This is a genomic window from Massilia putida (assembly GCF_001941825.1).
In the GTDB taxonomy this organism is placed as follows: Bacteria; Pseudomonadota; Gammaproteobacteria; order Burkholderiales; family Burkholderiaceae_D; genus Telluria; species Telluria putida.
In genome coordinates this window covers 6,738,333-6,756,943 of sequence record NZ_CP019038.1, presented here as the reverse complement: position 1 = coordinate 6,756,943, position 18,611 = coordinate 6,738,333, and the positions used below count along the sequence as shown (strand labels likewise).

The following is an 18,611-nucleotide window of genomic DNA, read 5'->3' as shown; positions in this document are numbered from 1 at the left end:
CGGATCATGCGACAATCGGCCGTTCGCACGGTCGCCAACAACAAAAAACAATCGAAAAATGATGGGGAAACTCTCCAGAACATTGCGATGCGCGTTGTGCGCGCTCGCGTTCGCGGGTCCCGGCGCATGGGCGCTGGAGGTTCGCGTGGCCTCGCAGGAAGCGCTGGAACCCAAGTGGATCCACGACGGCGCGCGTGTCACCGGCATCTGTCCGGACATCATGGCCGCCATCGAACGGATCGAACCGCGCCTGCACTTCACCGGCTTCCACCGCAGCAGCCGCTCGCTGTCGGGCATCGAAACCGGACTGGAAACGGGCTCGCTCGATGCCGCCTGCGGGCTCGTGTCGTCGCCGCGCCGGCTGGCCATCGGACAGCCCGTGGGCAAACCGATCTATCTGGTGCGTCATTATCTGGCGGTACGCATCAACGACCCGGTCACGATCGAGTCGACGGACGACCTCGCCCGGCTCGGCGACCTCGTCACGACGCAGCGCGCGTCGGTGTTCACGGAGCGCCTGCGCGAGGCCGGGGTGCGGGTCGACGATGCGACGGACGACAACCGCGTGAACCTGCGCAAGATCCTGGCCGGCCATGGCCGCTTCGCCTACGTCAACGACCTGACCTTGCGCTACCTGATCCGCAAGGAAAGCCTGGAAGACAGGCTGCGGGTGCTGCCGGTCGTCCTGGACGACGAGCCGACCTATTTCTGGGTCGGCCGCCGGGCCGATCCCACCCTGGCGCCACTGCTGGGTGCCGCGCTCGACAAACTCAAGGCAAGCGGTGAACTCGACCGCATTTACGTACGCTGGGGAAATATGCCTTAATTTGGGCGTCCTCTGCAGGATTGTCGTCGGTGCTTTAAGATGCCCTCTCTTCGCCGCATGACGCGGCGAACAACGACACAGGAGTACCGATGACGACTTTGTTTGACCCGATCAAGGTCGGCAGCCTCGAGCTGCCGAACCGTATCATCATGGCACCGCTGACCCGTTCGCGCGCCGTGGGCGCAGGCCGCGTGCCGAATGCCCTGATGGCCGAATACTACGTACAACGTGCCTCGGCCGGTCTGATCCTGTCGGAAGCGACCTCGGTGACCCCGATGGGCGTGGGCTATGCCGACACCCCGGGCATCTGGTCCGACGAGCAGGTCGAAGGCTGGAAGCAGGTCACCGACGCCGTGCACGACGCCGGCGGCCGCATCTTCCTGCAACTATGGCATGTGGGCCGGATCTCCGACCCGCTGTTCCTGGACGGCGAACTGCCCGTCGCCCCGTCGGCCGTCCAGCCCAAGGGCCACGTCAGCCTCGTGCGCCCGACGAAGCCGTACGTCACGCCGCGTGCGCTGGCGCTCGAGGAAATCCCCGGCATCGTCGCCGCCTACCGCAAGGGTGCCGACAATGCGAGGAAGGCGGGCTTCGACGGCGTCGAGATCCATGGCGCCAATGGCTATCTGCTGGACCAGTTCCTGCAGGACAGCACCAACCAGCGCACGGACGCATACGGCGGCTCGATCGAGAACCGCGCGCGCCTGATGCTGGAAGTGACGGACGCCTGCATCGAGGTCTGGGGCGCCGACCGCGTCGGCATGCACCTGGCGCCGCGCCGGGACGCCCACGATATGGGCGATTCCGCACCGTTGGCTACCTTCGGCTATGTCGCCCGTGAACTGGGCAAGCGCGGCATCGCATTCATCTGCGCGCGCGAAGCGATCGGCGAAGACCGCCTGGGCCCGGAGCTCAAGCGTATCTTCGGCGGCGTCTACATCGCCAACGAAAAGCTGACGAAGGACAGCGCGGAACAATTGCTGACGAGCGGAGATGCGGATGCCGTTGCCTTCGGCCAGTGGTTCATTGCCAATCCGGACCTGCCGGAGCGCCTCAAGCGCAACGCGCCGCTGAACGCGCCGCGTCCGGACAAGTTCTACGCACCGACCGCCGACGGCTATACGGATTATCCGGCCCTGCAGGCCAACGGCTGACGTCAGCGTCATTTACGGACGCGTCCGCTCCGTGCGGACGCGTCCGGCACGCCAAGCATCCCCTTCCTTTCCCATGCGGATATCGCAGTTAAAAAACCTTCTTTCAGGCGCGTCGCCGGTACGAATACTATTGCCGACATGCTATTCTTGTGAGATTCCTACTGGCCATGGCCACAAGCCGCTGCCTTCGTTCATCGTCGCAAGGAGTCCCGTGAAGACCTGCCTACCCCGCCTGATGCCGCTCGCCGTCGCTACCGCGCTGGCGTTTGCCTCCACCACCCTCGTCCACGCCGCCACAACCCCGGCGCGCGCCGACAACGCATTCCTGTCGCAGGCCGATGCGGCGGCCCGCGCGGCGCGCGTGTCCAACGTCGACTACCTGCTCGACTTCACGCTTACCGGCCGCGCCACCTTCAGCGGCACGACGACGCTGACCTTCGACCTCAAGGACGTGAACAGTCCGCTGACGGTCGACCTCGACAAGGCCACGATCGGAGCGCTGACCGTCAACGGCAAGGCGGTCGCGCCGCACTACAACGGCTGGTTCATCCTGCTGTCGCGGCAAGACCTCGTCAAAGGCCGCAACACGGTCGTGGTGGCCTACGAGCGCCCGCACAGCACGAACGGCGAAGGCCTGCACCGCATGGTCGACCCGGTCGACGGCCGCGTCTACACGTATTCCCATTTCGAGCCGGCCGCCGCGCACCAGATGTTCGCCGTGTTCGACCAGCCCGACCTGAAGGCGACGTACCAGGTGACCGTGAGCGTCCCGGCCGACTGGCAGGTGATCTCGACGACGCGCGAGACGAACGTCGCGCCGGCCGGCGACCTGCGCCGCTGGACCTTCGCGAAAACCAAGAAACTGAGCCCCTACAATTTCTCGATGCATGCCGGCCCGTACAAGATGTGGGAAGACACCAGCGGCAAGTACCCGATGCGCCTGTTCGCGCGCCAGTCGGTGGCAGCGCAGATCAAGCCGGCAGAATGGTTCAAGTACACGAAGGCGGGCCTCGCCTTCTTCGACGGCTACTTCGGCGTCCCTTACCAGTTCGAGAAATACGACCAGGTGCTCGTGCCGGACTTCCTGTACGGCGCGATGGAAAACGCGGCCGCGATCACGTTCGCGGAACGGGGCTTCATGTACAAGGCCGACATGACGGCCGAGCAGCGCGCACGCCTGGCCTACGTCATCATGCACGAGATGGCGCACCAGTGGTTCGGCGACCTCGTCACGATGCAGTGGTGGAACGGCCTGTGGCTGAACGAGAGCTTCGCGTCGTTCATGGGCACGCTTGCGACGGCCGAGGCCACGGAATTCAAGGACGCCTGGCGCGCCTTTTACTCGGACGGCAAGCAGCGCGCCTACGAGCAGGACCAGCGCACCACCACCCACCCCATCGAGGTCCCGGTACCGTCGACGCAGAACGCGTTCGACAACATCGACGCCATCACCTATTCGAAGGGCGCATCCACCTTGATGCAGCTGCGCCACCTGCTGGGCGCCGACGTGTTCCGCAAAGGCGTCCATGACTACCTCGTCAAATACCAGTACCGCAACGCGAAACTCGACGACTTCATCGGCAGCCTCGGCCAGGCCGCCGGCCGCGACCTGTCGGGCTGGACGAAGGAATGGCTGTACGAGCCCGGCGTCGACACGATCGCCGCCAGCTACGCCTGCAAGGGCGGCAAGGTCGCCGGCTTCACCCTCGACCAGACCGCCCCGAGCAAGGCCCTGCCGACGCTGCGCGAACAGCGCGTGCAGGTGGCCGCGTTCCGCCTGGACGGCAAGGACTACAAGCTCGAACGCAACGTCGCCGTCACCTACAAGGGCGCGAAGACCCCCGTGCCGGCCATGAACGGCGCCGCCTGCCCCGACCTCGTCTACCCGAACTACGACGACTGGGGCTTCGTCAAGGTGCGGCTCGACCAGCGCTCGTTCGACAGCGCGCGCAGCCACCTCGCTGCCGTCGACGATCCGCTGCTGCGCGCCATGCTGTGGCAAAGCCTGTGGGACGGCGTACGCGACGGCAAGCTCCCGCTCAACGACTTCCTGTCCACGGCACTGAACAATGTGCCGCAAGAAAAAGACTACACATTGCTGGGCGACGTGCTGGGCAAGGTCGCCGCGTCCAAGCGCTACCTCGACCTGATGGATCCCCAGGCCGCGTACGCGCAGGCGGTGACCCGCCAGCTGGAAGACATGGCCTGGACCGCCACCCTCGCGAGCAAGGGCGACGACAACTTCCAGCGCCGCTGGTTCGGCGCCTACGTCGCCACGGCCAGCTCGCCCGCCGCGCTGGCCCGGCTTGCCGCCATTCTCGACGGCAAGGAACACGTCGACGGCCTCGCGATGAACCAGGACCTGCGCTGGGCCATCATCGGCCGCCTGAGCCGCTACAACTACCCGGGCGCCGCCGCCCTCGTCGAGGCCGAGCAGGCGCGCGACAAGTCGGACACGGGCCAGGCGGCCGCCCTGTCCGCCACCGTCAGCCGGCCCGACCCGGCGGTCAAGTCGGCATGGCTGGACACCGTGCAAGACCTGCAGACCACGCGGCAGTTCTCGAAGGTACGCACGGCGATGACGCATCTGTACCCGGCCGAGCAGCACGACCTGGCCGAACGGACGGCCAGCGCGCGCCTCGCGCGTCTGCCGCAGCTGGACAAGACCGCCGGCCCCGTCTACATGCGCGTCTACGGCCCGGCGCTGATCCCGGCCGGCTGCACCCCGGCCAGCGTCCAGCGCCTGCAGGCGGCCGCGAATGCCGACAAGGACCTGTCCGCCGGCACCCGCCGCGCCCTGCTCGACGCACTGCAGGAAGACCAGCGCTGCGTGACCATCCGACAGGCCATGACGGCGCACTGAGCGCGACGAACGCCGGCGCCACGCCGGCATCGTCTTTCGACACGCGCCGCCGCGTGGTGCCGGCGTTCGCGTGCGCCGTGCGCCTGATCGCCGGACGGCTGAACGACGCTGCGTCCGGCAGCCGTCGTTCGCGCTAGCGCCGTGCCGACCTGGCCGGCGTGTCGCCCGACCCGCCGCCGCCGCCTTCCTCGCCCTCGCCCCGCTGCTCCGGCCCGCGGCACAGCTGGGCCACCCTTTCCCATGCGCCCTCGGCCTGGCAATGCAGGGGCGCGTACGCCTGCAGGGCCTTCGACAAGTCGATCGGCTTCATCTCGTTGACCCGGACGTTGGTGTTCACCTTGATGCACATGACGTCCTGCCAGGCCGCCGAGTAATTGCGGGGAATGGGAACCGGCCCACGCAGCTTGCGTGCCGCCGTTTCGCACTGCCCCGCCTTCAGGTACTGCCCGCGCAGATTGGCCTGGTCCAGCGTCACGTCCAGGCCCTGCTGCAGGTACAACAAAAGAATCATCGTGTACATCGCTGCCTCCATCATTTGCATAGACCGCACGCCAATCCGTCGGTTCGCCGCGCACGCCTGAGCTGCCTCAGAGCGCGGCATCGGCAGCGGGCTAGCCTGTGCTTCTCGAAAGGACCGCCATGCTAACCCTGATCTCCTGGAACATACAGTGCGCCCGCTCACCCGACGGCGCTGCCGACGTCGACCGGGTCGTCGAACGCGTGCTCGGATTCGATGGCGGCTTCGACATCCTGCTGCTCCAGGAAGTCGCCTGCGGCCTGCCCGCGCGCGACGGCAATCCCGGCGGCGACCAGTTCGGGGCCCTCGCGCGTCGTCTCGATCATCTGCATATCGCCACCGCCTTCGCACTCGACACCGTGAACGCGGACGGCTCGCCGCGCCGGCTGGGATGTATGACGCTCGCGCGCCGCCCCATCGTCCACGTGCGCCGCCACGCGCTGCCCTGGCCACCCGATCCCGACGTTCCCTGCATGCCGCGCGCCGTCCTCGACACGGTCGTGGCCGCGCCGGACGGCCCGGTGCGCGTGCTGAACGCCCACCTCGAATATTTTTCGGCGCGGCAGCGCCTGGCCCAGATCGAGCGCCTGCGCGAGCTTCACGCGGAAGCGCTCGCGCACGCGCGCACGCCGGCCGCGGCGCCGCCGGACGGTGCCGGCGGCCTGCCGTTCGCGCCGCTGCCACATACGGCCGCCACCGTCCTTGCCGGCGACTTCAACATGCTGCCCGGCTCGAGCTGCCACGCGCGGCTGCTGGCGCCGGGCGCACACGGCGCCCCGCTCTGGCACGACGCCTGGGAGCTGGCGCGGCCCGGCGAGCCCCATGCGCCGACGGCATGCCTGCATGGCGGCGCGGCCACGCCGTTCACGTTCGATTATGCATTCGTCAGCTCCGCGCTGGCGCCCAGCGTACGCGCGGTACGGGTGGACACGGCCGAGAGCGGCTCCGATCACCAACCGCTGCTGCTGGAGCTGGCATGAGCGCGCCGAGGCGCAGAACAGCCGGCCTACGCCGCGTCGATGATCCAATCGGCCACTTTGCCGCTGGACTGGCGCGGCAGGCGGGGCCGAACGTCCAGGCGACGGGCCGCTCGGGCGCCGCCAGGCGCGCTGCGGCCCAGGCCGGCAATGCGGAGCGCAGCGCGTCGCCGTCGACGCCGGGCTCCGCCACGACGCAGGCCTTCACGCGCCGGCCCTCGTCGGACCGCATCAGCCGCACCGCCGCTTCCCGCACGTCCGGATGCCCTGCCAGCACTTCCGCGACATGCGCCGGGAACACATTCATGCCGCCGACCTGCACCGCGCCGTCGATGCGTCCCGCGGGCAGGAAGTGCGTCGCGTCCGTCCAGTCCAGGCGGTCCTGCAGCGACTGGCTGGCCGCGCGCTGAGTCAGCGCATCGCCAGCGGACGGCGCCGGCCGGGCGGCGGAAAGCCCTGGTCCAGCAGTGCCATGTCGTCAAGCGTCAACTGCTGCGCGAAATCGAGCGCCGCGCGATTGGCGCGCACGTGGGCCGGTCGCACGGCCTTGGGGATCGTGACGACGCCGTCCTGGCGCAGCAGCCAGGCCAGCGCCACCTGGGCCGGCGCCACGCCGTGCCGGCGCGCCACCTCGCACAGTTGGGGGCGCGTCAGCAACGGCCGCTGCTCGGCCGGCGTCGATTCCAGCGGCGAATAGGCCATCACGGGAATGCCGCGCTCCCGGCACCACGGCAGCAGATCCCATTCGATGCCGCGCTGGACCAGGTTGTACAGCACCTGGTTCGCCGCGACGGCGCCGCCCTGCGGCAGCGCGGCCGCTTCCCGCATGTCGTCCGTGTCGAAATTGGAGACGCCGAAGTCGAGGATCTTGCCTGCGTCGCGCAGGCGCTCGAACGCTTCCAGCGTCTCCGCGAGCGGCACGCCGCCGCGCCAGTGCAACAGATACAGGTCGAGCCGGTCCGTGCCCAGACGGCGCAGGCTGCGCTCGCACGCGGCCCGCACGCCCGCGCGCGAGGCGTTGTGCGGGTACACCTTGCTGACCAGGTAGACGTCGTCCCGACGGCCGGCGATGGCCTCGCCGACCACTTCCTCGGCACCGCCCTCGCCATACATCTCGGCCGTGTCGATCAGGGTCATGCCGAGCTCCATGCCGAGCCGCAGCGCGACCACTTCGGCCGCGCGCGCGGACGGGTCCTCCCCCATGTTCCAGGTGCCCTGGCCGAGGATGGGGATCGTGCGGCCGGACGGGAGCGGCAGTGTTTTCATCGCGGTCTCCAGAATTCGAAGACACGACGATACAGCAAATCGAAGCGACGTCGTTCCCGCGGCAGCGCACCGGTGTCCGGAATAATGTCAAACCCGCGCAATATGACTTCCATAGGTAAAAGCGGTCGCTCCCGCCTGCAGAAGTGCCGAAGTCGGTCCGTCTGAGAGACTACAGTACAGTACCTTCGAGGTACAAGATTCTATGGCTCAGCATGGAGCAAGCAGTACTGCATAAGCCGCCTGCCCGCAATCTCAGCATGGCGGGAACGACATTATCGATCCGCCCTCGCCGTCGCGATCTGGTCGAGGATATGCTTGGGCACCGCCGCGTAATGCTTGAACTCCATCGTGTACGTGGCCCGTCCCTGCGTCAGCGACCGTAGCGTGGTCGAGTAGCCGAACATCTCCGCCAGCGGCACGACGGCATTGATCAGCTTGCCGCCGCCGCCCGGGATCTCGTCCATGCCCTGCACGACGCCGCGCCGCGTCGACAGGTCGCCCATCACGTTGCCGGTGAATTCCTCCGGCGTCTCGACCTCGACCTGCATCATCGGTTCGAGCAACTCGGGCGCCGCCTTGCGCATGCCGTCCTTGAACGCCATCGACGCGGCGACGCGGAACGCGTTCTCGTTCGAGTCGACGTCGTGGTAGGAACCGAACGTCAAGGTCGCGCGCACGTCCACGACCGGATAGCCGGCCAGCACGCCGGACTGCAAGGTCTCCTGGATGCCCTTGTCGACGGCCGGGATGTACTCGCGCGGCACGACGCCGCCCTTGATGGCGTCGACGAATTCGTAGCCCTTGCCCGGCTCCATCGGCTCCAGTTTCAGCACGACGTGGCCGTACTGGCCCTTGCCGCCGGACTGCTTGACGAACTTCCCTTCGACGTTCTCGACGGTCTTCTGGATCGTCTCGCGGTACGCCACCTGCGGCTTGCCGACCGTCGCCTCGACGCCGAACTCGCGCTTCATGCGGTCGACGAGAATCTCGAGGTGCAACTCGCCCATGCCGGACATGATCGTCTGGCCCGATTCCTCGTCCGTGCGCACGCGGAACGACGGGTCTTCCTGCGCCAGGCGGGAGAGCGCGATGCCCATCTTTTCCTGGTCGGCCTTCGTCTTCGGTTCCACCGCCTGCGAGATCACGGGCTCGGGGAACGTCATCTTTTCCAGCACGATGACCTGGTCCGGGTCGGAGAGCGTATCGCCCGTCGTGACGCCTTTCAGGCCGACGGCCGCGGCGATGTCGCCCGCGAAGACTTCCTTGATCTCCTTGCGTTCGTTGGCGTGCATCTGCAGGATGCGGCCCAGGCGTTCCTTCTGGCCCTTGGTCGGGTTGTACACGGTGTCGCCCGAATTCACGACGCCCGAGTACACGCGGAAGAACGTCAGCTGGCCGACGAACGGGTCGGTCATGATCTTGAAGGCGAGCGCGGAGAACGGTTCGTCGTCGGACGGATGGCGTTCCAACGGCTTGTCGTCCTCGTCGTGGCCCGCGATCGCGGGCACGTCCACGGGCGACGGCAGGTATTCGACGACGGCGTCCAGCATCGCCTGCACACCCTTGTTCTTGAAGGCGGATCCGGCCAGCATCGGGACGATCTCGCCCGCGATCGTGCGGGCGCGCAGCGCGGCCTTGATCTCGTCTTCCGTCAGCGCCTCGCCGTTCAGGTATTTTTCCGTAAGCTCGGGCGTGGCCTCGGCGGCCGCTTCGACCATGTGTTCGCGCCACTGCTGCGCCAGCGGCTGCAGGTCGGCGGGAATGTCTTCATACGTGAAGCGCACGCCCTGGCTCGCGTCGTCCCAGCGGATGGCGCGCATCTTGACGAGGTCGATCACGCCCTCGAAGTGCTCCTCCGCGCCGAGCGGGATCTGGATCGGCACGGCATTGCCCTTCAGGCGGTCGCGGATCTGCTGCTGGACGCGGAAGAAGTCGGCGCCCACGCGGTCCATCTTGTTGACGAACGCGATACGGGGCACCTTGTATTTGTTCGCCTGGCGCCACACGGTTTCCGACTGCGGCTGCACGCCGCCTACGGAATCGTAGACCATGACGGCGCCGTCGAGCACGCGCATCGAGCGCTCGACTTCGATCGTGAAGTCGACGTGGCCCGGCGTGTCGATGATGTTGATGCGGTGTTCGGGGAAGTTGCCGCCCATGCCCTTCCAGAAGGCCGTCGTGGCGGCCGATGTGATCGTGATGCCGCGTTCCTGTTCCTGCTCCATCCAGTCCATCGTGGCCGCGCCGTTGTGCACCTCGCCGATCTTGTGATTGACGCCGGTGTAAAACAGGATGCGCTCCGTGGTGGTGGTCTTGCCGGCATCGATGTGGGCACTGATGCCGATGTTGCGGTAACGCTCGATGGGGGTCTTACGGCTCATCACAATCTCCTGTGGATACGGAACGCCAATGTAAGTGTATATACCCGTATTTTCAAGACCGGACGAGTCCACCTGGTCCGCCGACATGGGTATCGCCGCACAATGTAACTGAAGTGCGGCTTTCGTGCTGGAATCGCACCTTTTAAGCCGCGTCGCATAGTTTCACCCGTCATTCCCGCGACAGCGGGAACAGTGCCCCCGGCACTATTGCCTCCATGCTGAGGTTGCGGGGCGCGGCTTATGCAGTGCTGCTTGCTCAGTATGGGTTCCCGCGTGCGCGGGAACGACGCTCTGTCCCGCTCAACCGATCACGGTCTGGATCGCTCTGGCCGGGATCTCCACCGCCACCTCGCGCCGGTCGACGAACAGGCGATACCGCTGCGGCTGGTCGCTGCGGTTCATCACGACCACCGCGAGGCTGCCGTCCGCGTTGCGGAACGCGGTCGCGGCAAGCAGGCTGCGGCTCGTCGCGGCGCTCACGCGGCGCGCGCGGGGCCGGATGTAGCGGCTGAAATGGCCGATCGCCGTGTAGATGGGCGTGAACACGAGCTGCCCGTCGTCGCTCGCATGCAGCGGCGCGAAACAGAAATTGTTCTTGTGGTTCGGGCCGCCGCGGCTGTCGAGCAGCATGTTCCAGTCGACCCAGCCGACGCCGCCCGCGTTCAGGTCGGCGATCATCTGGCTGCCGTAACGCTCGCCGTTGGCCCAGTCCTGCAGGCGCGCGGGATCGAATTGTTCGATGCACCCTTCCGTCATCAGGAGATTCACGTCGGGCCACGCCTCGTGCACGGCGGCGACGTTGCGGTGCATCGGCTCCCCGCCCGCCCAGGTCTCGTACCAGTGGTAGCCGACGCCCCAGACGTAAGGCCGCGCCTTCGGGTCGGACAGGATGTGCGCGGCGCGCTGCGGCAGCAGGTCGCGGTTGTGGTCCCAGACGATGATCTTCTTGTCGCCCAATCCGGCCGCCTGCAGCGCCGGCCCGAGGTGGTCGCCGAGGAAGCGCGTTTCCTCTTCCGCGCTGAACATCATCGATTCCCACGTCTGCTTGGCCATCGGTTCGTTCTGCACCGACAGGCCCCACAGCGGGACGCCGGCCTGCTCGTATGCCTGCACGAATTTCACGACATAGCGCGCCCACGTGTCGCGGTATGCCGGCAGCAGGCTGCCGCCGCCCACCATGCTGCCGTTCGACTTCATCCACGCCGGTGCGCTCCACGGGCTCGCGAACACGCGCACGTCGGTGCCGTGCGCGCGCCCCGCCGCAAGCAGCGCGCGCAGCAACGGCACGCGCAGCTTCAGGTCGGGGGCGATGCTGAACGAGGCGAGCGACCGGTCGCCGTCACGCACATAGGTGTAGCTGCCGCTGCCGAAGTCCGAGCTGTGGATCGTCGTGCGCAGCACGCTGTAGCCCAGGCCCGCGCGCGGGTCGAAGTACGCGGTCAGGAACACCTGTCGCGCGGCCGGCGTCAGCTTTGCCGCCACTTCGGCGACGGCGTCCGTGACGGCGCCCCCGAAGCCGAACACTTCCTGGAAGCGCTTCGTGGTGTCGACGAAGACGTCGATGTCCGTCTCGGCCGGCTGGCCGGCCGGCTGGAACGCCTCGAGGGGCCGCGCCGCGAAGCGCCCGGCCCCCGGCGCCGACGTGACGACCTGCCAGCCGGCGCCGGATCCGGCCGCCGCGCCGGCGCCTGGCGCGGGCGCGGTCGCCGCCGCGGATCGGCCGGCCACGGCCATCTGCCCGCCCGCCAGGGTCGCGGCACCCAGCAGCCGCATTGCGTCTCGTCTCGTCGTCATCGTGTCTCCCGTTGTTGGTGTGCGCCGTGCGATTGGAAACGTTACCAATCGAAGTCGGACGACTATACCACCCGTGCTTTCCGGATGTCAAAACGAACCTGATCTCATGCGGCAAAGCAAGTAAACCCGCGCCGCCGGCGCCATCCCACGCGGGTATTACGCGGCGTCAAACGTTCGATTGAGGCAGGCGGCGGCGGCGCCGGGCGCGTGCGGCACACTTGCGCCGTTAGCGACCGTTCCGTGCCCCCCATGACATCGATCCGCCCCGCCCCGCCAACCGCACCGCTCCGCCACCTGCGGGCGGCCCTGTGCCTGCCGGCCTGCGTCCTGCTGGCCGCCTGCACGCTCAAGGACGCGCCGGCCGTCACCGTGGCGCCGGAAGTCGTCCCCACCGAGCTGTACGTCGCGCCGGACGGCCTCGACACGAATCCCGGCACGCGCGCCGCACCGCTGCGCTCGCTGGCGCGCGCCGCCCAGCTCGTCACGCCGGGCACCATCGTCAACGTCCTGCCGGGCACGTACCACGGCGGGTTCCGCACCGCGATCGACGGCCGGGCCAACGCCCGCATCGTGTTCCGCTCGACGGAGCGCTGGCGCGCGCACATCGTGCCGCCCCCCGTGTCGACGGCGGCCATGGGCTGGGACAACCGCGCCAGCTACATCGACATCGAAGGCTTCGACGTCGACGGCAGCCCCGGGATGGACGGTCCGGACGCCAGCGCCGGCATCCGCTGGACCACGGGCATCTACAGCGGCGGGTCGTACAACCGCATCGTCGGCAACCACGTCCACCACGTCGCCATCACGGTCCCGTGCACGAGCGCGGGCGGCTCCGGCATCGGCGTGGACAGTTATTACAGGGGCACGCATTCGGACGTGATCGGCAACAGCGTGCACGACATCGGCCCGCCCGGCTGCCGCTGGGTGCAAGGGATATATGTGAACACGCCGGCCACGATCCGCAACAACGTCGTCTACCGCATCGCCGAGGCGGGCATCCACCTGTGGCACGACGCGCACGACGTCGTCGTGGCCAACAACACGGTGACGGCGTCGAACACGGGCATCGTCGTCGGCGGGGGCGACTTCTATCACACCGAGGGACCGAACGACCACACGCGCGTGGTGAACAACATCGTGTACGACAACCGCTACGGCATCTCGGAACAGGGCGCGACGGGGCCGCACAATGTCTACCGCAACAACCTCGTGTTCGGCAACCCGGACGGCGACTGGCGCCTGGCCGCCGGCATGTCGCACAGCGGCACGGTGGCGGCCGAGCCGCACTTCGTCGCCTACACGCGCGACGGCACGCCCGACTTCAGTCTGGCGCAGGACTCGCCGGCGATCGGCAAGGGCTTGACGGAGGGCGACACCGGCCCGGATTTTCTCGGCAAGGCCCGCCCCGCGAAGGCGGCCGTCGATATCGGGGCCTGCCAGCACTGACGGCGCGCGGCCCGCCGCGCGCGGGCCACTTACAGGATCTCACGCACCAGCTCGGACGGCCGGCACAGGCGCACGCCCTTGGCCGTGACGACGAACGGGCGGTTGATGAGGATCGGATGTGCGACCATCGCGTCCAGCAGCGCGTCGTCGGTCGTCGCCGGGTCGTCCAGGCCGAGTTCCGTGAACAACGCTTCCTTGCTGCGCACCGCGTCGCGCACGTCCAGGCCCGCCCGGGCAATCATCTCCCTGAGTTCGTCCCGCGTCGGCGGCTGCGCCAGATAGTCGACCACGCGCGGCTCGACGCCGGTGGCGCGGATCGTCTCCAGGGTGGTACGCGAGGTGCCGCAACGGGCATTGTGAAAAATCGTGATGTCCATCTTGAAAATCCTTGTTTGAGAGGCAAGGATGATACCGACGGGACCGCAACGCTTCCAGTTGTTTCGCTTGTTCGCGTGGTGGTAGCGCTATAAAATGCCCGGTTTGCTTGCCGGCGCGCAATCGATATTGCATGGAAACGGCCCCGCACGGAGAGAACATGGACGACTACCTGATGCGCCCCGCGGCGATGCCGACCTGGGGCCAGCGCACCGCCCTGCGCATACTGAACGCGATCGGCTGGAATTTCTACTTCAAACCCCTGCCCGGCCCGCACGGCATCGCCGTCGTGTATCCGCACACGTCGAACTGGGATTTCTTCGTCGGCCTGCTGGCCAAATGGGCCGTCGGGCTGCAATTCCCCTGGCTCGCCAAGGATTCGCTGTTCCGCGGCCCGATGGGCCCCATCATGCGCTACTGGGGCGGCGTGGCCGTCGACCGCAGCGCGCCGCAGGGTGCCATCGTGCGCCTCGCCCAGACGATGCGCGCGTCGAACTGGTTCTGGCTGGCCATCACGCCGGAAGGCACGCGCGGCTACCGTCCGTACTGGAAGAGCGGCTTCTACCGCATCGCGCTGGCCGCCGACGTGCCGGTGCTGCTCGTGTCGATCGACTACGGCAAGAAAATCATCGACGTCACCCGCACGCTGACGATGACGGGCATCGAGGCCGCCGACATGGCCGCCATCGCCCAGGCCTACGAGGGCATCCGCGCGCTGTATCCGGACAAGGCGGCGCCGATCCGCCTGGGCGACCCGAAGCAGCGCGCGGGCGACGGCCGCAAGGAGGCATAAGCCGGCCGCGCCCTCAGTGATCGAGCAGGCCGTGCTTGCGGATGAACCGCACGACCTCCTCCACGCCCTCGCCCGTGCGCAGGTTCGTAAACACGAACGGACGGCTCCCGCGCTGGCGGCGCGCGTCCTGGGCCATGATGTCGAGGTTGGCGCCCACATGCGGCGCGAGATCGGTCTTGTTGATGATGAGGAGATCGGAGCGCGTGATGCCGGGACCGCCCTTGCGCGGGATCTTTTCGCCGCCCGCCACGTCGATGACGTACAAGGTCAGGTCGGACAGCTCGGGGCTGAACGTGGCCGCGAGGTTGTCGCCGCCCGATTCCACGAGCACCAGTTCCAGCGCCGGGAAATCGGCCTGCAGGCGCGCGATGGCTTCCAGGTTGATCGACGCGTCCTCGCGGATCGCCGTGTGCGGACAGCCGCCCGTCTCGACGCCCATCAGGCGCTCCGGCGGGAGCGCGTTCGCGCGCAGCAGGATCTCCATGTCTTCGCGCGTGTAGATGTCGTTGGTGATCACGGCCATGTCGTAGCGCTCGCGCATGTGCCGGCACAGCATCTCGCACAAGGCCGTCTTGCCGGAGCCGACCGGGCCGCCGATGCCCACCCGCAGGGGATTCGATGTCATGGATACTACCTCCTCAGGAACGATACAACCGCCCATGCTGCACCTCGTGCCGCATCGACAGCATGGACAGGCCGGGGGACCAGTTCGACAGGTCCGCATCCGGCAGGGTGCGCGCGGTCAAGGCCGCGCGTTCGAGGTCGGGCCGCAGCGACAACAGCAGCCGCTGCCCCGCCACCTGCCCCAACGGCACCGACTTCACGCATACGAGCACCTGGTTCTCCGCCCACGAGAACAGCATGGCCAGCAGCGCCTCCTCGTGCGGGATGTCGAGCGCGTCGACGGCGCACGCGTACGCGACCGGCAGCGACACCTCGTCGCCCGGCGGACCGACGTCCGCGATGCCGAGTTCCGCGATCAGCCGCGTGAGCGAATAGCCCATCTGGACGGTCTCCGCGCGCAGCTCGGCCGTGTCGCGCGACGCGAGGAAGCACGCGCCCCACGCTTTGACGCCGGCGGCGTCGCGCGCTTCGAATGCCTTCAACAGGCGCCACAGCAGCGGCCCGTCCCAGCGCGCCATCACCTCGTCGAGGTAGCGCACGAGCCACGCGTGCGCACTTATCGCGTCGTGCACGCTGCCCTCGTCGATGGCCGCCTCCAGGCCCTGCGAATAGCTGTAGCCGCCGATCGGCAATGCGGGACTCGCGAACTGCAGCAGGTGCAGCAGGCGCGCGCCGTTCATGCGTCGGACACGATATCGGCCGGCCGGTGGATCTTCTGCCGCACCGGCACCGGGGCGAGCAGGCCGCCGCCGTCGCCGTGATGATGTCCATGGCCGCCCGCATACGCGCCGGCTTCCGGCTCGAATGGCGCCAGCTCCTCGTCGACCTGGGCACCGAGACCCTCGACCATTTCCTTCAGCACCGGATCGACGCGGATGCGCAGCCAGCCCGCGCCCACCTGCGTCTGCGTGTGGCGGTTCCCGAGGTGGAAGGCGCAGCGCGCCAGCATCGTGGCGTCCGCGCAGCGCACGAGGTAAGTCGGTTCGGGCGCGGCGACCACGCGCACGACACGCCCGCCCTCGCCCGTCAGCAGGTCGCCGTCGCGCAGCACGGTGCCGCGCACGAGGAACAGCGCGACCTCTTCGCCGGACGCGAGGCGCGCGCGCTGGCGGCAGCGCTCGCGCTGGTCGTACGGCAGCACGAGCAGGTCGTGGACGACGTCGGCTTGGGCGACCTTGGTATGGAATGAGAACATGTCGGCTCCTTGACTTCTACGTGTTACGTTGCGCTTCGCTAGGGTGGACAGGTCTTCCTGTCCCCTACCGTCAAAACAGAAAATAGCGCTGCGCCAGCGGCAGCACGACGGCCGGCTCGCACACGAGCAGCTGCCCGTCCGCGCGCACCTCGTACGTCTCGGGGTCCACCTCCATGTGCGGCGTGGCCCCGTTGTGGATCATGTCGCGCTTGCGCAGGGCGCGCGTCGCGCGTACCGGGATCACGGTCTTGGCCAGGCCGAGCTGGCGCGCGATCCCGGCGTCGAACGCGGCCTGCGACACGAACGTGAACGATTTTTTCAGGCCGCCGCCGAACGCGCCGAACATGGGCCGGTAATGCACGGGCTGCGGCGTCGGGATCGACGCGTTCGGGTCGCCCATCAGGCTCGCGGCGATCATGCCGCCCTTGAGCACCATCGACGGCTTCACGCCGAAAAAGCCGGGGCGCCACAGCACGATGTCGGCGATCTTGCCCGGCTCCAGCGAGCCCACGGCGTGCGCGATGCCGTGCGCGATGGCCGGGTTGATCGTGTACTTCGCCACATAGCGTTTCACGCGTGCGTTGTCGCTGCGGGACGAATCGCCTGTCAGCGGCCCGCGCTGCACCTTCATCTTGTGCGCCGTCTGCCACGTGCGCGTGATGGTCTCGCCCACGCGGCCCATCGCCTGCGAATCGGACGACATCATCGAGATGGCGCCCAGGTCGTGCAGGATGTCCTCGGCGGCGATGGTTTCGCGCCGGATGCGCGACTCGGCGAACGCGACGTCTTCCGCGATGGCGGGGTCGAGGTGGTGGCACACCATCAGCATGTCCAGGTGTTCGTCCAAGGTGTTCACGGTGTACGGCCGGGTGGGATTCGTCGACGACGGCAGCACGTTGTCCTGGCCGACCGCGGCGATGATGTCCGGCGCGTGCCCGCCGCCCGCGCCCTCCGTGTGGAAGGTGTGGATCGTGCGGCCCTTGAACGCGGCCAAGGTCGATTCCAGGAAGCCCGCCTCGTTCAGCGTGTCCGAATGCAGCGCGACCTGGATGTCCATGCGCTCCGCCACGGACAGGCAGCTGTCGATGGCGGCCGGGGTGCTGCCCCAGTCCTCGTGCAGTTTCAATCCGACGGCGCCCGCCTCCACCTGCTCTTCCAAAGGCCTGGCCTGGCTCACGTTGCCCTTGCCGAAGAAGCCGAGATTCATCGGGAACGCGTCGGCCGCCATCAGCATCGAATGGATGTGCCACGCGCCCGGCGTGCACGTCGTCGCGGCGGTGCCCACCGCAGGACCCGTGCCGCCGCCGAGCATCGTCGTGATGCCCGACATCAGGGCCTCGTCGATCTGCTGCGGGCAGATGAAATGGATGTGCGTGTCGATGCCGCCGGCCGTCACGATCATGCCCTCGCCCGCGATGATCTCGGTCGCGCCGCCGATCGCCATCGTGACACCGGGCTGGACGTCCGGGTTGCCGGCCTTGCCGATGGCGGCGATCAGGCCGTCCTTGATGCCGATGTCGGCCTTGACGATGCCCCAGTGGTCGACGATGACGGCGTTCGTGATCACCGTGTCCATCACGTCCGCGCGCACGCGCTGCGACTGGCCCATGCCGTCGCGGATCACTTTGCCGCCGCCGAATTTCACTTCCTCGCCGTAGATGGCGTAGTCCCTCTCGATCTCGATGACGAGTTCCGTGTCCGCGAGGCGGATGCGGTCGCCCGTCGTCGGACCGTACATGTCGGCATACGCCTGGCGGGTGATCGCTGCCATCAAGCGTCTCCTTCGAGCGGGCCCGCGACGCGGTTCTGGAAGCCATGGACGATGCGCCCGCCCGCCAGGTCGACCAGTTCGACGGTGCGCCGCTGGCCCGGCTCGAAGCGCACGGCGGTGCCGGCCGCGATGTTCAGCCGCATGCCGCGCGTGACCTCGCGCTCGAACTGCAGCGCATCGTTCGCTTCGTAAAAGTGGTAGTGCGAACCGACCTGCACGGGACGGTCGCCCGCGTTCGCGACGACGACCGTCAACGTGCGCCGGCCCGCGTTCAGGGCGATGTCGCCGTCTTCGAGAAAGTATTCGCCGGGGATCATGGGCGCCTCATGGAATGGGATGATGGACGGTCACGAGCTTGCTGCCGTCCGGGAACGTGGCTTCGACCTGGATTTCCGGGATCATCTCCGGCACGCCTTCCATCACGTCGGCGCGCGACAGCACCGTCGTGCCTTCGCTCATCAGCTCCGCCACGCTGCGGCCGTCGCGGGCGCCTTCCATGATCGCGGCCGTGATCAGCGCGACGGCCTCCGGGTAGTTCAGCTTGAGGCCGCGCGCGCGGCGGCGTTCGGCCAGCAGCGCGGCCGTGAAGATCAGCAGCTTGTCTTTTTCACGTGGGGTCAGGTCCATGG

General features: G+C 67.9%; 18 protein-coding genes. 6 read left to right on the top strand and 12 right to left on the bottom strand.

Features of this window, described 5'->3' with window-relative positions:
• Positions 1-145 precede the first annotated feature (145 nt).
• From BVG12_RS32250 to pepN, 3 genes are all read left to right on the top strand, one after another.
• Positions 146-826: a substrate-binding periplasmic protein gene (locus BVG12_RS32250; RefSeq protein ID WP_169926853.1), complete on the top strand. Its 681-nt coding sequence runs from the start codon at positions 146-148 to the stop codon at positions 824-826.
• Between the two features lie 89 nt (positions 827-915).
• Positions 916-1,980, top strand: coding sequence for an alkene reductase (locus BVG12_RS32245; protein WP_075795975.1), 1,065 nt, complete (start codon positions 916-918; stop codon positions 1,978-1,980).
• 211 nt (positions 1,981-2,191) lie between these two features.
• Positions 2,192-4,843 (top strand): aminopeptidase N, encoded by a 2,652-nt coding sequence (gene pepN / locus BVG12_RS32240; protein WP_229503772.1) that lies wholly within the window; start codon positions 2,192-2,194, stop codon positions 4,841-4,843.
• A 133-nt stretch (positions 4,844-4,976) separates the two neighbouring features.
• Here the strand turns inward: pepN and BVG12_RS32235 are convergent, their stop codons facing one another.
• Positions 4,977-5,363, bottom strand: a complete 387-nt coding sequence (locus BVG12_RS32235; protein WP_075795973.1) for a hypothetical protein — start codon at positions 5,361-5,363, stop codon at positions 4,977-4,979.
• A gap of 119 nt (positions 5,364-5,482) precedes the next feature.
• Here BVG12_RS32235 and BVG12_RS32230 point away from each other — a divergent pair, with 119 nt between their 5' ends.
• Entirely contained in the window at positions 5,483-6,340 is an 858-nt protein-coding gene (locus tag BVG12_RS32230) for an endonuclease/exonuclease/phosphatase family protein (protein ID WP_075795972.1), read from the top strand.
• On the opposite strand, the gene BVG12_RS35925 is transcribed toward BVG12_RS32230, so the two are convergent.
• From BVG12_RS35925 to BVG12_RS32210, 4 genes are all read right to left on the bottom strand, one after another.
• Positions 6,246-6,569 (bottom strand): hypothetical protein, encoded by a 324-nt coding sequence (locus BVG12_RS35925; protein ID WP_370662854.1) that lies wholly within the window; start codon positions 6,567-6,569, stop codon positions 6,246-6,248. The two genes, BVG12_RS32230 and BVG12_RS35925, sit on opposite strands and share 95 nt — an antisense overlap.
• Positions 6,570-6,748: 179 nt before the next feature.
• The gene (locus BVG12_RS32220; protein WP_075795970.1) at positions 6,749-7,603 is read right to left on the bottom strand and encodes an aldo/keto reductase; all 855 of its coding nucleotides are present in this window, start codon (positions 7,601-7,603) and stop codon (positions 6,749-6,751) included.
• Between the two features lie 272 nt (positions 7,604-7,875).
• On the bottom strand, positions 7,876-9,984 hold the full coding sequence (fusA, locus tag BVG12_RS32215; protein ID WP_075795969.1) for an elongation factor G: 2,109 nt from the start codon (positions 9,982-9,984) through the stop codon (positions 7,876-7,878).
• Positions 9,985-10,284: 300 nt separating this feature from the next.
• Positions 10,285-11,778 (bottom strand): glycoside hydrolase family 30 protein, encoded by a 1,494-nt coding sequence (locus BVG12_RS32210; RefSeq protein ID WP_218921040.1) that lies wholly within the window; start codon positions 11,776-11,778, stop codon positions 10,285-10,287.
• A gap of 249 nt (positions 11,779-12,027) precedes the next feature.
• On the opposite strand from BVG12_RS32210, the gene BVG12_RS32205 reads away from it, so the two are divergent.
• Positions 12,028-13,224, top strand: a complete 1,197-nt coding sequence (locus BVG12_RS32205) for a right-handed parallel beta-helix repeat-containing protein (protein ID WP_083685584.1) — start codon at positions 12,028-12,030, stop codon at positions 13,222-13,224.
• 29 nt (positions 13,225-13,253) lie between these two features.
• Here BVG12_RS32205 and arsC read toward each other — a convergent pair whose 3' ends face one another.
• A complete protein-coding gene (gene arsC / locus BVG12_RS32200) occupies positions 13,254-13,601 on the bottom strand; it encodes an arsenate reductase (glutaredoxin) (protein WP_075795967.1) in 348 nt (115 codons plus the stop codon).
• A 158-nt stretch (positions 13,602-13,759) separates the two neighbouring features.
• On the opposite strand from arsC, the gene BVG12_RS32195 reads away from it, so the two are divergent.
• On the top strand, positions 13,760-14,392 hold the full coding sequence (locus tag BVG12_RS32195; RefSeq protein ID WP_075795966.1) for a 1-acyl-sn-glycerol-3-phosphate acyltransferase: 633 nt from the start codon (positions 13,760-13,762) through the stop codon (positions 14,390-14,392).
• A gap of 13 nt (positions 14,393-14,405) precedes the next feature.
• Here the strand turns inward: BVG12_RS32195 and ureG are convergent, their stop codons facing one another.
• From ureG to BVG12_RS32165, 6 genes are all read right to left on the bottom strand, one after another.
• Positions 14,406-15,017, bottom strand: coding sequence for an urease accessory protein UreG (ureG, locus tag BVG12_RS32190; protein ID WP_229503770.1), 612 nt, complete (start codon positions 15,015-15,017; stop codon positions 14,406-14,408).
• Positions 15,018-15,030: 13 nt separating this feature from the next.
• Positions 15,031-15,696, bottom strand: a complete 666-nt coding sequence (locus tag BVG12_RS32185; RefSeq protein WP_075795964.1) for an urease accessory protein UreF — start codon at positions 15,694-15,696, stop codon at positions 15,031-15,033.
• Positions 15,693-16,211 carry an urease accessory protein UreE gene (ureE, locus tag BVG12_RS32180; RefSeq protein ID WP_075795963.1) on the bottom strand — a complete coding sequence of 173 codons (519 nt, stop codon included), beginning with the start codon at positions 16,209-16,211 and terminating at the stop codon, positions 15,693-15,695. Before ureE ends, BVG12_RS32185 begins: the two co-directional genes overlap by 4 nt.
• A 70-nt stretch (positions 16,212-16,281) precedes the next feature.
• A complete protein-coding gene (gene ureC / locus BVG12_RS32175; RefSeq protein WP_075795962.1) occupies positions 16,282-17,982 on the bottom strand; it encodes an urease subunit alpha in 1,701 nt (566 codons plus the stop codon).
• The gene (locus tag BVG12_RS32170; protein ID WP_075795961.1) at positions 17,982-18,299 is read right to left on the bottom strand and encodes an urease subunit beta; all 318 of its coding nucleotides are present in this window, start codon (positions 18,297-18,299) and stop codon (positions 17,982-17,984) included. The genes ureC and BVG12_RS32170 overlap by 1 nt, the downstream gene beginning before the upstream one ends.
• A 7-nt stretch (positions 18,300-18,306) precedes the next feature.
• A complete protein-coding gene (locus BVG12_RS32165) occupies positions 18,307-18,609 on the bottom strand; it encodes an urease subunit gamma (RefSeq protein WP_075795960.1) in 303 nt (100 codons plus the stop codon).
• Between the last annotated feature and the right edge of the window lie 2 nt (positions 18,610-18,611).

Excerpts from the sequence above, each read along its gene's own strand:
- ureG (WP_229503770.1), bottom strand. The coding sequence starts at position 15,017 with ATGACATCGAATCCCCTGCGGGTGGGCATCGGCGGCCCGGTCGGCTCC.
- BVG12_RS32210 (WP_218921040.1), bottom strand. The coding sequence starts at position 11,778 with ATGACGACGAGACGAGACGCAATGCGGCTGCTGGGTGCCGCGACCCTG.
- BVG12_RS32185 (WP_075795964.1), bottom strand. The coding sequence starts at position 15,696 with ATGAACGGCGCGCGCCTGCTGCACCTGCTGCAGTTCGCGAGTCCCGCA.
- BVG12_RS32165 (WP_075795960.1), bottom strand. The coding sequence starts at position 18,609 with ATGGACCTGACCCCACGTGAAAAAGACAAGCTGCTGATCTTCACGGCC.
- ureC (WP_075795962.1), bottom strand. The coding sequence starts at position 17,982 with ATGGCAGCGATCACCCGCCAGGCGTATGCCGACATGTACGGTCCGACG.
- ureE (WP_075795963.1), bottom strand. The coding sequence starts at position 16,211 with ATGTTCTCATTCCATACCAAGGTCGCCCAAGCCGACGTCGTCCACGAC.
- fusA (WP_075795969.1), bottom strand. The coding sequence starts at position 9,984 with ATGAGCCGTAAGACCCCCATCGAGCGTTACCGCAACATCGGCATCAGT.
- BVG12_RS32245 (WP_075795975.1), top strand. The coding sequence starts at position 916 with ATGACGACTTTGTTTGACCCGATCAAGGTCGGCAGCCTCGAGCTGCCG.
- BVG12_RS32220 (WP_075795970.1), bottom strand. The coding sequence starts at position 7,603 with ATGAAAACACTGCCGCTCCCGTCCGGCCGCACGATCCCCATCCTCGGC.
- BVG12_RS32170 (WP_075795961.1), bottom strand. The coding sequence starts at position 18,299 with ATGATCCCCGGCGAATACTTTCTCGAAGACGGCGACATCGCCCTGAAC.
- arsC (WP_075795967.1), bottom strand. The coding sequence starts at position 13,601 with ATGGACATCACGATTTTTCACAATGCCCGTTGCGGCACCTCGCGTACC.
- BVG12_RS35925 (WP_370662854.1), bottom strand. The coding sequence starts at position 6,569 with ATGCGGTCCGACGAGGGCCGGCGCGTGAAGGCCTGCGTCGTGGCGGAG.
- BVG12_RS32195 (WP_075795966.1), top strand. The coding sequence starts at position 13,760 with ATGGACGACTACCTGATGCGCCCCGCGGCGATGCCGACCTGGGGCCAG.
- BVG12_RS32235 (WP_075795973.1), bottom strand. The coding sequence starts at position 5,363 with ATGTACACGATGATTCTTTTGTTGTACCTGCAGCAGGGCCTGGACGTG.
- BVG12_RS32230 (WP_075795972.1), top strand. The coding sequence starts at position 5,483 with ATGCTAACCCTGATCTCCTGGAACATACAGTGCGCCCGCTCACCCGAC.
- BVG12_RS32205 (WP_083685584.1), top strand. The coding sequence starts at position 12,028 with ATGACATCGATCCGCCCCGCCCCGCCAACCGCACCGCTCCGCCACCTG.